18 protein-coding genes are annotated in these 12,891 nt (G+C 38.4%); all 18 read right to left on the bottom strand.

Annotation, left to right across the window (positions count from 1 at the left end):
* Positions 1-85: 85 nt before the first annotated feature.
* The 18 genes from LF817_RS09360 to LF817_RS09280 all read right to left on the bottom strand — a co-directional run bounded on the left by LF817_RS09360 (position 86) and on the right by LF817_RS09280 (position 12,863).
* Positions 86-652 (bottom strand): DUF4256 domain-containing protein, encoded by a 567-nt coding sequence (locus tag LF817_RS09360; RefSeq protein ID WP_253935544.1) that lies wholly within the window; start codon positions 650-652, stop codon positions 86-88.
* A gap of 72 nt (positions 653-724) precedes the next feature.
* The gene (locus LF817_RS09355; RefSeq protein ID WP_253935543.1) at positions 725-1,120 is read right to left on the bottom strand and encodes a VOC family protein; all 396 of its coding nucleotides are present in this window, start codon (positions 1,118-1,120) and stop codon (positions 725-727) included.
* A gap of 159 nt (positions 1,121-1,279) precedes the next feature.
* Positions 1,280-1,735, bottom strand: a complete 456-nt coding sequence (locus LF817_RS09350) for an NUDIX hydrolase (RefSeq protein WP_253935542.1) — start codon at positions 1,733-1,735, stop codon at positions 1,280-1,282.
* Positions 1,736-1,755: 20 nt separating this feature from the next.
* A complete protein-coding gene (locus LF817_RS09345; RefSeq protein WP_253935541.1) occupies positions 1,756-2,310 on the bottom strand; it encodes a GNAT family N-acetyltransferase in 555 nt (184 codons plus the stop codon).
* 193 nt (positions 2,311-2,503) lie between these two features.
* Positions 2,504-3,007 carry a GNAT family N-acetyltransferase gene (locus tag LF817_RS09340; protein ID WP_253935540.1) on the bottom strand — a complete coding sequence of 168 codons (504 nt, stop codon included), beginning with the start codon at positions 3,005-3,007 and terminating at the stop codon, positions 2,504-2,506.
* Positions 3,008-3,079: 72 nt separating this feature from the next.
* The gene (locus LF817_RS09335; protein ID WP_253935539.1) at positions 3,080-3,526 is read right to left on the bottom strand and encodes a hypothetical protein; all 447 of its coding nucleotides are present in this window, start codon (positions 3,524-3,526) and stop codon (positions 3,080-3,082) included.
* A 548-nt stretch (positions 3,527-4,074) separates the two neighbouring features.
* Positions 4,075-5,724, bottom strand: coding sequence for a gamma-glutamyltransferase (gene ggt, locus LF817_RS09330; protein WP_253935538.1), 1,650 nt, complete (start codon positions 5,722-5,724; stop codon positions 4,075-4,077).
* A gap of 4 nt (positions 5,725-5,728) precedes the next feature.
* The gene (locus tag LF817_RS09325; protein ID WP_253935537.1) at positions 5,729-5,899 is read right to left on the bottom strand and encodes a hypothetical protein; all 171 of its coding nucleotides are present in this window, start codon (positions 5,897-5,899) and stop codon (positions 5,729-5,731) included.
* A 1-nt stretch (position 5,900) separates the two neighbouring features.
* The gene (gene pgsC / locus LF817_RS09320; protein WP_253935536.1) at positions 5,901-6,377 is read right to left on the bottom strand and encodes a poly-gamma-glutamate biosynthesis protein PgsC; all 477 of its coding nucleotides are present in this window, start codon (positions 6,375-6,377) and stop codon (positions 5,901-5,903) included.
* 13 nt (positions 6,378-6,390) lie between these two features.
* Positions 6,391-7,584, bottom strand: coding sequence for a poly-gamma-glutamate synthase PgsB (gene pgsB / locus LF817_RS09315; protein WP_253935535.1), 1,194 nt, complete (start codon positions 7,582-7,584; stop codon positions 6,391-6,393).
* A gap of 576 nt (positions 7,585-8,160) precedes the next feature.
* Positions 8,161-8,415, bottom strand: a complete 255-nt coding sequence (locus LF817_RS09310) for a hypothetical protein (protein ID WP_253935534.1) — start codon at positions 8,413-8,415, stop codon at positions 8,161-8,163.
* A 242-nt stretch (positions 8,416-8,657) separates the two neighbouring features.
* Complete coding sequence (locus LF817_RS09305) at positions 8,658-9,110, bottom strand: site-2 protease family protein (RefSeq protein ID WP_253935533.1); 453 nt, start codon at positions 9,108-9,110, stop codon at positions 8,658-8,660.
* 104 nt (positions 9,111-9,214) lie between these two features.
* Entirely contained in the window at positions 9,215-9,748 is a 534-nt protein-coding gene (locus tag LF817_RS09300) for a GNAT family N-acetyltransferase (RefSeq protein ID WP_256558262.1), read from the bottom strand.
* 175 nt (positions 9,749-9,923) lie between these two features.
* Positions 9,924-10,172, bottom strand: coding sequence for a hypothetical protein (locus tag LF817_RS09295; protein WP_253935532.1), 249 nt, complete (start codon positions 10,170-10,172; stop codon positions 9,924-9,926).
* 217 nt (positions 10,173-10,389) lie between these two features.
* Complete coding sequence (locus LF817_RS09290) at positions 10,390-10,752, bottom strand: YobA family protein (RefSeq protein WP_253935531.1); 363 nt, start codon at positions 10,750-10,752, stop codon at positions 10,390-10,392.
* Positions 10,753-10,851: 99 nt separating this feature from the next.
* Complete coding sequence (locus LF817_RS09285; protein ID WP_253935530.1) at positions 10,852-11,160, bottom strand: hypothetical protein; 309 nt, start codon at positions 11,158-11,160, stop codon at positions 10,852-10,854.
* 859 nt (positions 11,161-12,019) lie between these two features.
* The gene (locus tag LF817_RS20395; protein ID WP_371925027.1) at positions 12,020-12,262 is read right to left on the bottom strand and encodes a phosphatidylserine decarboxylase; all 243 of its coding nucleotides are present in this window, start codon (positions 12,260-12,262) and stop codon (positions 12,020-12,022) included.
* 385 nt (positions 12,263-12,647) lie between these two features.
* Positions 12,648-12,863, bottom strand: a complete 216-nt coding sequence (locus LF817_RS09280; RefSeq protein WP_253935529.1) for a DUF6366 family protein — start codon at positions 12,861-12,863, stop codon at positions 12,648-12,650.
* Between the last annotated feature and the right edge of the window lie 28 nt (positions 12,864-12,891).

The raw sequence follows: 12,891 nt of genomic DNA, 5'->3' as shown, positions 1-12,891 counted from the left end.
AAAAAAGCCAAACCCTTAAGGATTCGGCAAACGTTGAAACTTCAAATAGACAGTTGACCCGTTTTCTCCTCGCAAACTACACAAATTAGACTTTAATCCATCCTCGGAAACCCCTTGCAGCATAATAAGAGTCCGCTCCATTATGGTACACAAATACAGTATCGTAGCGACGATCACAAAAAATAGCCCCGCCGAGCTCTCTTATTTTAGGTGGAGTCTTCACCCAGCTTGATGTCTTCTTATCAAAACTTTCCATATTCTGCAGCTCACGGTATTGTTTCTCCGTCAATAGTTCCATTCCTATAGCAGCTGCCATATCCTCAGCGCTATTTCCAGGTTTATTCTTTTTCCGTGAGTCCAGCGCTTTACGATCGTAGCACACGCTCCTTCGACCTTTAGGACTTTCCGCTGAACAATCAACAAACAAGTATTCGCCAGTCTTCTCATCATGACCCACTATATCTGGTTCACCGCCAGTGGCTTCCATTTCGTGTAGCACCCACAGCTTCTCTTGATCAGCTTCGAGCTTAGCTTGAACTTCAGACCATCTCACGCCTTCGTGTCGATGCATGTTTTCTTCAAAACGCCCACTCAAAGTTTTGAACAATTCTTCACGCTGTTCTAATGACAATTTCTTATGTATCTTTGTCATACATTCGCCTCCCTAATAGAAATAAAGAACCCTAGTAAAAAAGGGCTCTTTTAATGTACTTGAACGATGATACTACTTGGCATTTTCATCAGGCTGGTGGATACCAAAAATATTTCCTTCGGTATCCGTATAGTATCCCTGCCAGGCCATCCCGGGCAGCGCATACTTTGGCAAAGCCACCTTGCCGCCATTAGTCATAATCTTAAGTTCTATAGCATCATAATCTTCGACACTCATCGTACAAGCAAAACCATTCAAAGGTTGGTTTAATTCTGGAGGAGGACTTTGACGCTGCATTAATGCGCCGTTGATCCCCAGCTCTTTTTCGTCGCCCGTCACAGCACCGAAATACGGCATACCGGTATACTCGCTCCAATCTTCAAAGGTCCACCCAAATACCTCTCCATAAAACTCCTTTGCCCGATTCATATCATCCACATGAATTTCGAAATGAACTAACCTGCCCATGATGACCTCCTGTTTTCTTTTTTATTGTCATTCGGAACTTTACTCATCATTGTGTATATTCTACTAATAGTTTATTACTCCTTCTTTATTCTTCGGGTAAACTTCGCCCTGATTGCCAGGCACTATAATAGAGGCTGCACAAAATATGTATTTAAGGCGTTAGACCACTATTTTCTTCTTTAAATCATCTAAGATTATTTGGTTATTAGGAGTCATTTGCGGCAAAGAATTCAAGTCAAAAAACTGCAGACTCTTAGTTTCGACTTGATCTGCTATAGGTACGCCTTCATATTTTCTACATATGTAAATAACATTCACAAAATAGACTTCGTCGCCATTTGGATATATATAGTGTTGTGAATCTCCAGAATAGATATTAAAAAACTCCAGTTCCTGCACTCGTAAACCTGTCTCCTCAAATACTTCTCTTTTCACAGTATCTTCTACAGATTCTCCGACTTCTACGGCTCCACCCGGGTGAGACCACTGGAGATTGTCCGTTCTATGCTGCAATAAAATTCGGTTCTGCGCATCGATTATTAGACAGCCAGCAACGCTTACAACAAGCGGCATGCTTCCAACTTTTTCACGTATTTTCATTACATAGTCAGCCATATATTCGCTCCTATCACAATCTACTTAAACTCTTCTCTCAATATGGAATAATTCTTTATATCGTGAAACGTTCCATTAGAAAAAAATCCTTTTCTTGATGTCCCTTCAAATGACATACCAGCCTTCTCCATAACCTTTTGCGAACCGATATTTTCAGCCATGCATCTAGCCTGGATTCGTTCTAGCTTCAGTTCAGTAAACCCAAATTGAATGAGTCTTTTTGAAGCTTCTGTAGTAAGACCCCGGCCCCACCATACTTCCGATAATACATATCCAATCTCAGCATTCATATGCTGTTCATCGATTGAAACAAAATCAATAGTCCCAACGATTTTCCCCGTCGCCTTTAACTCCATTCCCCAAAGCGCCTTATGGTCATGTTTATACCCATCGAGGACACAATCAATAAAGCTCTCCGTTTCTTCTTTACAAGTGTGGGTATCCCAAGTCACATATCTGGATACTGCTGAATTTGAACAGTAAGAATAAATATCATTTGTATCCTTTTTATCAATTTTTCGTAGAACTAAATGCTCTGTCTCTAATGAAGGCAGACTTTCTAACACATTAGACATATGACACCACCCCTTTCATCTAATCAACACGCTCTCTTATGTACTAAGACTGAAAAGTTATAATAATTCAAATCCTTTTTTAGAAAACATATGATTACTCCTAGTGAACAGACATCATTCCGGCCATAATAGTAGAGTTTTATAATTCATAACTTCCCGTGATTTAAAATGAAGGCTTGAAACCAAGACAATTTTAGGATGACAATAACTTTGCCATGTAGTACTCATCAAGCCATTGACCGTCAATTAAAAGTGAGTGTCTTTTCGTTCCTTCAATTTCAAATCCCATCTTTTTATATAGTGATAAACCTGCTTCATTCTTTGTGACTGTTGTAAGCTCCAGCCTATGGATGTTGTGCTCAGCAGCCCACTCTTCCAACTTTCTAAATAGTCCAGCACCTATTCCCCGGCCTCTATATTCACTTAAAATACCAATAACTATGTAAGCTGAATGATTATTCCTTTTTGCATTTCCACCAAAAGCTAATAAATACCCCACAAGTTCCCCTCGGTTTTCAGCAAGAAGTATCGTTGAATTTTCTTTTTCATGAACGCTGTCAATCATCTTAAATTGATTTTCAGGAGTAAAAATTCTTTCTTCTGGTTCCCAAAGCATATAATCTGAACTATCCTCCACTTGTTTAAGTAGAACAGAAAGTCCTTTAGCATCTGTTGCTTGTATTTCTCTAATTAACATAACCTCTCACCATTCTATATTTTATTCAAGCTTCAATTTATTCCCTTACACAGAACACATATACCACGATCCTCATTTAAAAAATAAAATATGCATACTTTCATTAATTATGTGCGCGTACCGAATCCATTGAACGATAAATACTGCAGCGACTCCCACATTTATGAGGATAGTCAACTTGAGGTACCTCTTCCTAATTGTTTGGTTCCAAGCCTCATGATTGCTTAATAACACGTAATAGGTTGCGATGAATAAGGGCGCAGCAATCATAGATGCCAGAACCCACCAATTAAAACGTTCCATCTGCGTACCTAACTCCGCCAAACCTTCCTTTTCATTGCTGACATCTGTGTTAATTATGGGAGCCGGCTCATTTAGGCCATCATGCATAACAAACTGTCCTTTATCTGTAACATCATAGCTTATGTACTCAAAATCCATGGCAAAATAATACGTACCCAGAAATAAAATTAAACCGCTTATAAAAGTGACGACCCATTTTAAAGAAATTGATTTCATAAATAAGCTCCCCTCGATAATAAAAACGAATGTGATATTCCAATTATTTCAAAACATACATTTTAACTCAATAATAATTTATAACCCCACTATTAGAAAATAACCTAATGCAGGCTATTAGCCTTTGTTTTAGATGTAGAGATGGGTAGAATATCAGTCTTTTGTTTACAGAGGGTGGTGCTTGTCAGTGTCTATTATCATCTCATTCTCCAGTTATTCCTGTTTCATGACTTTCATTCACAGGTTAGACTCTTAGAGAACTTCAGATTTGTTTTTAAAGTTACCGGGATTCAATTATAGACTCACTTTATTTTTATGGCTTCCTATAGTATTAAGGTAACATAATATTCCAGTTTTAAAATGGGATAAAGTCAAAAATGTTTTATGGTAGAACCTGGAGAACAATTAGGTTCATGGGACAGTCCCTACTTTTAGTACGTAAAAAAGCTTGCAGGAAAATGTTTGTTTTCCTGCAAGCTTTCGTTTTTATAATTGGTTGGTCACCAGTTCAACTTTTTCCTTACCTGTTATCCTTCACTTCCACTCTATCATTTAGACTCCCAGCTGCCTTGTCTTCTTGGGTCGCTGGCGCCGTGGATGTTGTCGTTTTCGTAGTCGATGACGAGGCCTTGTACGCTGCCGAAGTAAGAGGTTCGGTCAGAGTATTGAACGTCCACGCCTGAATCTTCTTCCGGATCTTCTAAGAGTACGTAATCGTTCTCAGCCTGCAGCGTATCTTCATCCAATTCAAGGAATGTCCGTGGTTCCTCAACTGCGGCTTGAATCGGCTCATTGAATTTCACCGTTCGGACTAATTGCTGGGCGACGACAGATGTGATTCTCCGACCTCCTGAGGCCCCAATACCGATCACTGGGTTATCGTTTTTTGCTAAGATGGCCGGGGTCGTATAACTGAATGGACGTTTTCCAGGCTCAGGTTTGTTCGGTGAGTTTTTGTTGTTGCTGAAGTTCTTCAATTGGTTGTTTAAGAAAAAGCCTTCGACGTATTCACCGGATCCAAAAAAATTACTGAGCGTATTTGTAGCGGAAACCATCATGCCGTCTTTATCTACGACGACGAAATGGGTCGTGTTCTCGTGATCCTCTAAGTCGGCGTCTGAATCCAAGTTCGACCTGTATTCGTCCGACAGATCTGAGCCTTTAATATCGGACGTAAGTTCCTTGATGTAATCTTCTGATAGCATCTCTTTCGTTGGAACGTCGGTAAAGCCTGGGTCTCCGATTTTTTCCAGACGATCTTTGTAGCTGACACCATTGATCATGCCCATCATCATAGCGAAATCGATCGGCTTATCCTTCGTGTCTTCGATCTGCACCTTATCGGCCATTTCTAAGGATTGCAGCAGCATAATGCCGCCGGATGGCGGGGGCGGTGCCAGGACATCGTAGTCGCCGAACTGCCCTTCAATCGGTTCTGACACTTCGACTTTATAGGATTGTAGGTCGTCGTTACTGATTTTATTTTCTGAATCTGTAATTTCGTCTGCTAGATGGCCTTTATAGAATGCGTCTGGTCCTTCATCCTTTATGCTTCTTAATGTATCCGCGAGTTGCTGCTGTTTTAAGATTTCTCCCGCTTCAATTGGTTCGCCGTCCGGATACATGTGATCTAAATTCGGCATGCGGTATTGTGCATCACTTAATCGATTGTGCAGCGTTTCAGAAACCGTTACTCCATTACTGGCAACATTAATAGAAGGTTCAATGAGCTGTTCCATATCAACGGTTCCAAGATCATCATGGACGTCATACATGCCCTGTACAAACCCCGGAACTCCTGTGCCGCTTTCCGGAACATCCTCTGATTCGGGGGCGACTTCACGATAGTCATAAACGATTGGCGACTCATCGCTCCCTTTTTCCGGATGAATCAGCATCGTGCCGCCTCCGCCGATGCCGGATCCATAAGGCTCACCGACGCCTAATACAAAGCTTACGGCTATTGCTGCATCAACAGCGTTTCCGCCTTGCTCCAATACTTTCATGCCTACTTCTGTTGCCATCGTACTATCCGATGTTACACCATAAGAGCCAACCTCTTCTTCGTCGGGAGCTGTATCGTTCAACTTATAATCCTCGTCCTCTGTCTTTTGTTCGCTCTGCCTGAAATTTAATAAAATCAGGATAAGGATAAACAAGCCGATGATCATAATATTGAACGTTTTACTTCTACTCATTTGTTTATACCAAATTGATGACTACAATGGCTGCTGTAACGATTAATCCCAACGTGGCATCTGCGGTTGTTCTTTTCTTATGGTGTTTGATTGTTTTTAATACCCACTCACTGAACATTAATTTTGATTCTTTCTTGGCTTGTCTCTTTTTCCTGTAATTTATAGTTGCTTCCATTTTAAATTCCTCCTCCGATTACACTTGATATTGTTACGATTCCAAACGTTACCCCGCTAAGCAGCAATGTACTTGCTGCTGTCGGCAGTACGCCTTGTTTTTGAATAGTATTGGCGATCAAACCAGGGATTATAACTCCAATCGCCATCATTCCGCTGACGATATCAGGTGTAGACATTCCCGGAACTACCATGTCAAAGGTAATTTTCAGGACAATGCCCACGGTTAACATCGCTGTGAATTTTCTTCGGCCGTATAAAATGGTGAATTTCGCAATCCCTTTCATGACAATTAAATAGGTTAAGAAACTTATCATAAAAATGACTGCGATGCTGAGAGGAAACGTAAACAGCATGGCGATGTACCCTGGTACGACTAATCCAGCCGGCAGGACGCCTGTTTTCTCGGTATAAAATAAACTAAGAACTATTCCAGCAACTAACGCTAAATAAACATCTCCAGTATCAAATGCAAACATAAGTAATTCCTTTCTATGCCGTTCCTTTTATTATTTTGTTTTGTTCTAATCGTTTAACTAGCTCTTCCGCTCCGCCGTGAATATTACCAATTCCGTAAATCGTCTTTCCAGTCAGGAATGGCTGAAGCACGCGGACAATCTCTTCCGTTTCATAGCCTTCCAGATCCAATAGGTTTCGAACAGGCAGGGCGCCCTTTTTATAGGCATCAACAATCGGCCCTGTCGTCTGTCCCATCAAAATTAATGTTTCACATGGAAGATCAGGCAGCACCTGCTTCGCAAACTGCTCGGTTCGATCGACGCGGTCCTCCCGGCAGTTCATAATAATCACAGGAGCTTCTGTCGGATAGCTCAGCTGCTTGACGCGCTCCCATATGTTTAAGGTTGACGTCGGATCATTGGCTGAGAATCCATTGATCAGATAGCTTGGGTTGTGCCGGTCACCGATCGGAAGAATCTGCATCGCTCCCGGATCAGGCCACGCTTCTAACATCCCCTGCTTCGCCGTTTCATGATCAATCCCTAATATGTCCGCAACAGCCAGGGCTAATGCGGCGTTTTCCGGGAACACCATGTATTCGAATTTTTTCAGAAATTCTTCAGAAATGAGAGATGTATCACATACGTGCACGTTCGTATTCCGCTGCGCCGCAATGTCTTTAAAATGAGGCACAAACGAGCTCTCGTTGACAATCAAGTCGCCATCATAAGGGATTGCTGCCCCAAATGAATCGGCCACCTCTTCAAGCGTCGGTCCTAATACGTCCATGTGATCCTCTAATACATTCACAATCAGTCCGATATTCGCCTGCAGAAGCTCCTCCTGGAAAATAACCTGATAATCCGGTTTTACTGCCATGCACTCACTCACGAGCGCATCCGCATCTAAATCCACCGTTTTGTTCAGAACCTTCCGCTGCTCTCCGATGTTCGGGCCTTCCATCCTTCGCTGGATCGGCTCCTCCTGCCCATCAAACCAGTACAGCATACGCGCATCCGTGCCTGTCGTTTTACCGACTGTCTTATATCCAGCCTTCTGCAAGACTCCGGTGATCAATCGCGTTACCGTCGACTTCCCGCGAATACCGTTAACGTTGACCCGCACAGGAATACTTTCTATGTTTCTGTTATTCTTCAACTTTTCCTTGGCACCAAGGAAAAAAGCGATCAAACCTAGTAATATAATAATACTTAGTTCAACTACCATATTTACCTCCCTATCCACCTATTCATTGAATTTGGATGACAGCCTGTCAAAGTATAAACATTCATTAACCGCAGACCAATATACTAGAAGATAATTACCTCAGCGTTACACATAAATTAATTTATGTATCATAGCTGTTACATAAATAGACGTCATTTTTCGAGTCTAATGACGTATTCAAATAAACAGTTATGGAGTACTTTTCCTTGTTTTCCATTTAAATTCCATTATTATATGATCTATAACCTGATTTAATAGTTTAAAGTACTAAACCTCTATTTCTTATGGAGGATTAAGACTGCTCCAAATATCCCCCGTGAGCATTGAAAAATATTTATTATATTATCCGGATTTTTGAAATATTCAAGGAATATATCGGAAAATAAACTACTAATTGGAACGTTTTTTTGCGTTGGGTTTATCGATAAAAGATCAGATGACATTCAAAACCCCATGCTCAGTAAATTACTGAGCATGGGGTTACGTGCGATCTTATATAATTTTGAAGGATGATTTCTTTAGGAGCAGGTGATACTTCGTCAATTCAAAGTATCTTAAGGACATTTTGAAAGCCCTCTATTGAAAGTGAACAAACCTGAGGAACAAAAGCATGATGAACGAACCTGTGGAAACGGCCATGAAAATCCCTCCCCACACCTTGCTACCCTCTTCAACGTAATCTCTGTATCCCAACATGAACCAGAATACTAACATACTTGGCAACCAAACCATCATCGGCATCTCTATTATATTTAATGTAAGATCCAAAATTAGAAGAGATAAGTTCAGCATGAGTATGATGAAGGACGATATTTTGACGACCATATTCAATCTATGATTCCTCCCTCAATCTTCTAAAATCAAGATTACTATAAGTTTCTAATTTTGTGGAAGGAGCTGTCTCCACCCTTTATGTAGGCTCTGTTAAAGTTATTACCTACAAAACTAACTTTATAAAGGTCCCATTTAGATATATTGCTTATTGAACTAACGATCCAGATACAGTAAGAATTAATTCCGAGATATCTCGTTTGAGAAACTATTCATTTTCTTTGTTAATGTAGAGATAAGAATTAACTTTTTAAAACTCTCGAAATCATCTGTTTGCCGTCTGACTCCCCATGGATTAGTGTTACTGGAAGTAAGTTAAGAACTTGAAGGTAGGACAAAAAAATAAAGCTATCTACATAATTCCTAAAATAGAAGAACTCATATCCTGTAAATATATCAAGTATAACAGCTGTAGCAAGGTTAAAAATAATTCCTCCTAATAGAAATAAAGAAGTTTGAAATCTTGTCATTTTTCCTTCCATATCTTCATTGAGTGTTACCCAACCGAAAGCAAAATACGCTGACCTAATACTTAACAAGTTTTTCTCAAAAATGACTTTTCCCATCCCTATTGAAATCTCTTCTATTTTCTGTGAGAATAGCTTTGCAAAAAAAGCATGACCAAACTCATGAACAATTGAAACTATTGGAAAAAGAATAAACATATATATTAAAAAGTTAAGTGCAAAATCCATGACCTCTCTCCTTAGTCACACCGATTATGTAAGACAATTACTTCTTAAGCAATAGCCCCCGATTGCTTAAGACTTGAATTCGAGATAACTTCAGATAATAGTACTCAAACTATTTTGTACATAAGAACATCATCAACGTATTTATTTTCATCTAACTTAATTTCTTTTTTCTTTCGTCCTTCCTCTATAAAGCCCATTCTTTTATAAAGATTAATTGCTTGTATATTCGTTGAAAAAACTCCTAAACTAACTTTCTCTATCAAAGGGGTCTGTTCTGCCCAAGCTAATAGCTCTGTGATTAAACTGGTACCTATTCCTAATCCTCTATAACCCTTATGTAGCATCATTCCAAATGAACCAGTGTGAGACAGCCTTTGAAGGTTTGGTGATTGAAATGCTAGCCATCCAACAATTTCTTCATCAATTTCAGCAACAAGCAAGGTTTCTCTTTCATTTTTTAATATCTTCTGAATCCACTCTTTTTGTTGTTCTATGTTTTTACTAAACTCTTCTGAAACTGAAATTAAATATTCATTTTCAATGACTACGTCTCTTTGAATATTTAATATTTTTTTGGCATCGCTCATCTTTCCAGTACGAATATGGACATTTTTCAGATCATTATCACTAGCGGCCAAGTATATTCCCCCTTTGTTGTTTTACTTATTGCAGAAAAGCCCCAGATACAGTAAGACCGAATTCGAGAAATCACTTACTTAAGGGACTAAAAAATGTTACACATCACTTATTACACTAGAGCCCCATATAGTAAAGTCATCACCCTCAATTTATCATATATAACCATTGATATTTTCAAGAATCACAGGATATAGATTCTTTTCTTTGCTTTTCCTTTGCTAAAATAAAATATATCCCAAGGATAAAAGTAATTATTAATACGGTACAAATTGACCTATACATTAAAGGATAATTGTATATTACTGTTGTTATTCCAGAATTATTATCTATTATTTTTTCCTCAACAGGATAATAAAGTACATCTACAATTTGGTATGTTAATAAAGCTGAAAGACTCAAAAATATACCTACTACACGTTTCATTACTTCCCCTCCTAAAAACCACTTTGCAATTTATAATATAAAAACAGAATCCTTATTTTTCTAACCTGCTCCGCTACAATTAGCGTTAATCACTTTGAACCTTTAAACTGCTCTGACACTCAACAAGCTAACATTCATCAAACCTATACTTATGTATTGAGGGGGGGCGAGAACGGTATTAAGCAAAAGCCCCCGTTACTGAAACAATGTGTTTCAGTTATTTTGTAAGTTCTATTTTATCTAATTCAGATTGAGCGGGATAAGATTCATTTGCACCTCCCTTGCCCCATACTTTTACTTTGTCTCCTTTTTTAAAATCGGAAAATGATTCAAAGAAACCATCAATTTTAAAGGTGTAAGCATCGTACATCTTACCATCTACTTTAGAAAGTTCTTTCCAACTCATATGAACAGCTTGTTCCTTTGTTATTCCATTAGCTACTAATATACTTTTATCTTCAACCTCCACTACATATCCTTCGATTGTTGGATCACCTGTATAATCTTGTTCTTCACTATTGCAGCCTACTATGAAAAAAAAGAAAGAACAGAAAAGATTAATATTCTTTTCATCATTCACCCTCCATTATCAAGTTTCCTTAATCAACTCCATTACTCGTTTAGTACAGTAAACGATAGCCGTTTTTCAACAATAGCCCCCATTAGTTGAACAAAGACTTTACTCTTCTAATGCCATATTTTCTCTTACGATGATGTTTCCGTTCACACTAATCTCATACCATATATTCGGAGCAACTTCTTCGTGTGGAGGCTCTAAAGAACTTACCATTACTCTCCAACCCTTATCAATTTGTTCTGTTTTATATACTTTAAATTTGCTATTATCAGACTTAAATTTGGGTGCATCTTCTATAGCAATTATTTCTGCTTTTTCTTCGGTTATTTTTTCACTAACCATACCGAAAGAACATCCACTAGCTATGGTAACCAACAGAACTGAAAACAGGATTAAGAACTTCCTACTCAATATAGCACCCCCTACCATTTAATTTTACCTAGAATTCAAATCTTCTACAATCCTGCCCAGTTAGCTAAAAAACGATTGCTTGAGAAACTTTTTTAACCATTACCAGATAACATAACCAAGTCATATAAGTAGTTTGCTATCCTGTTGATGTGCCAAGCTATTATCGTCAATATAATAGCAATGACGCACAAACTTCCAACTTTAATAATTTCTAAGTAATTTTTATTCAATAATAACACCTCTATGTAAATTTATTATAATTTTCATTGAATTATTATCTCTAAGTCCAAGTAACTTCTATATATAACACCTACATTATAGAAATTAAATCCCCTTCCTAGTTCTCCTCTATTTAAATATCTTATTATATATACGATAAGATCTAGATTTTGTTTCAATATACATATAATCTCGAATTCGAGTCTTCAACTAACCTGCCCGTTTCTTTAAGACTCAGTTTCGAGATATATACCCGTAAATTGAAAAAAGCGTTTATAACGTCAAGGTAGATAACCTAAATTCAAGTGCATTTCCAACAAATAAAGAAACAGCCCTGCAACAAATCATTTCTCTCATGGCCCTTTCAGAACAGACTACCTATATAACGGTGTCTTCCCCACCACGTTAATGCTTAAGTAAAGCGGGGGTGAGACACCATCACACTATAAACGGAAAACAAAAACGTCTGGTTCCACTGTATGATGGTACGAAAAGAAGGGCAATACCAGCAGATCTCCTTGGGCACTAAGTCATCCTTTAGTTCTCTAACGTCCCGGGGGACTGCCCCTAAAATGTAGTTCTTAGTATGATTGTTTTTTGTGGGCACCAAATAATTCAAAGATCCATCCTCTATATTATTTTAAACAGAAGCCAAGAATTTAACGTTTGTTTTATTCGCCAAAGGCTTTCCGGCTTTACTAAAGGATTCGCGCTTTAACTTTTCATCGAGACTGACCTTTCTTTTTTCGAACAATAGCACAACGGTCGAACCAAAGTTAAAGAAGCCAACTTCTTCCCCTTTTTTAAGGTGCGAAGCGGGATGAGATAGTTTAATAGTGTTAACCCCATTGCCCCTACCTTTACGAGAGCGATATACATCCAATCATCTTGTCTTAATTCCGTAACAATTCGATAATTAGTTGAAAGTGGAGAGCTACATAAATCCATTCCCCACTTATTAACAGGAGTAGACTTTCCACCGAGCTCATACTGCTTTGTGATTTTCAACTTTCCCCTATCAACCACCAAGAATATGGTGAAATTATTCCCCAGATACCACTGCTAAGAAGAAAATACCCAAAAACATAAATAACCTCCCTTCTTATATGTCTCTACCTTAATGATACGTTTTATTGAAAATGATGTTTCAGCCTTATTTCACAATCCTGCTCATTAGTACAGCAAACGATAGCCCTTTTTGCAGCTATCTCCCCCAATAACGTATGACTTGAATCCGAGAAATTTATTGATGTTTACTTTAATGACTTTTAGCTAAAGAATAAGGAATAAACTATAAAACCTACTATTATTAGGATGATAAACATTCCTGTTCCTTTCCATCCTATCCCACCTACTAAATCAACAAGGCTACCATTATGCGCTCTATAAGTAGAATCTTTCAAATTTCCATTATAGTTTCCTTTTAATTCTTCTTGTCTTAATCTTTCTCTTCTTTCTTCAGGAGTTTCTTTTTCATTTCCCATCTAACCCCTCCAAAAATCATTTTTCTCA

The sequence above is a fragment of the Halobacillus sp. A1 genome (assembly GCF_024189295.1).
Classification (GTDB): domain Bacteria; phylum Bacillota; class Bacilli; order Bacillales; family Halobacillaceae; genus Halobacillus_A.
The sequence above is the reverse complement of the archived record's forward strand: the minus strand, read 5'-3'. Positions and strand labels throughout refer to the sequence as shown.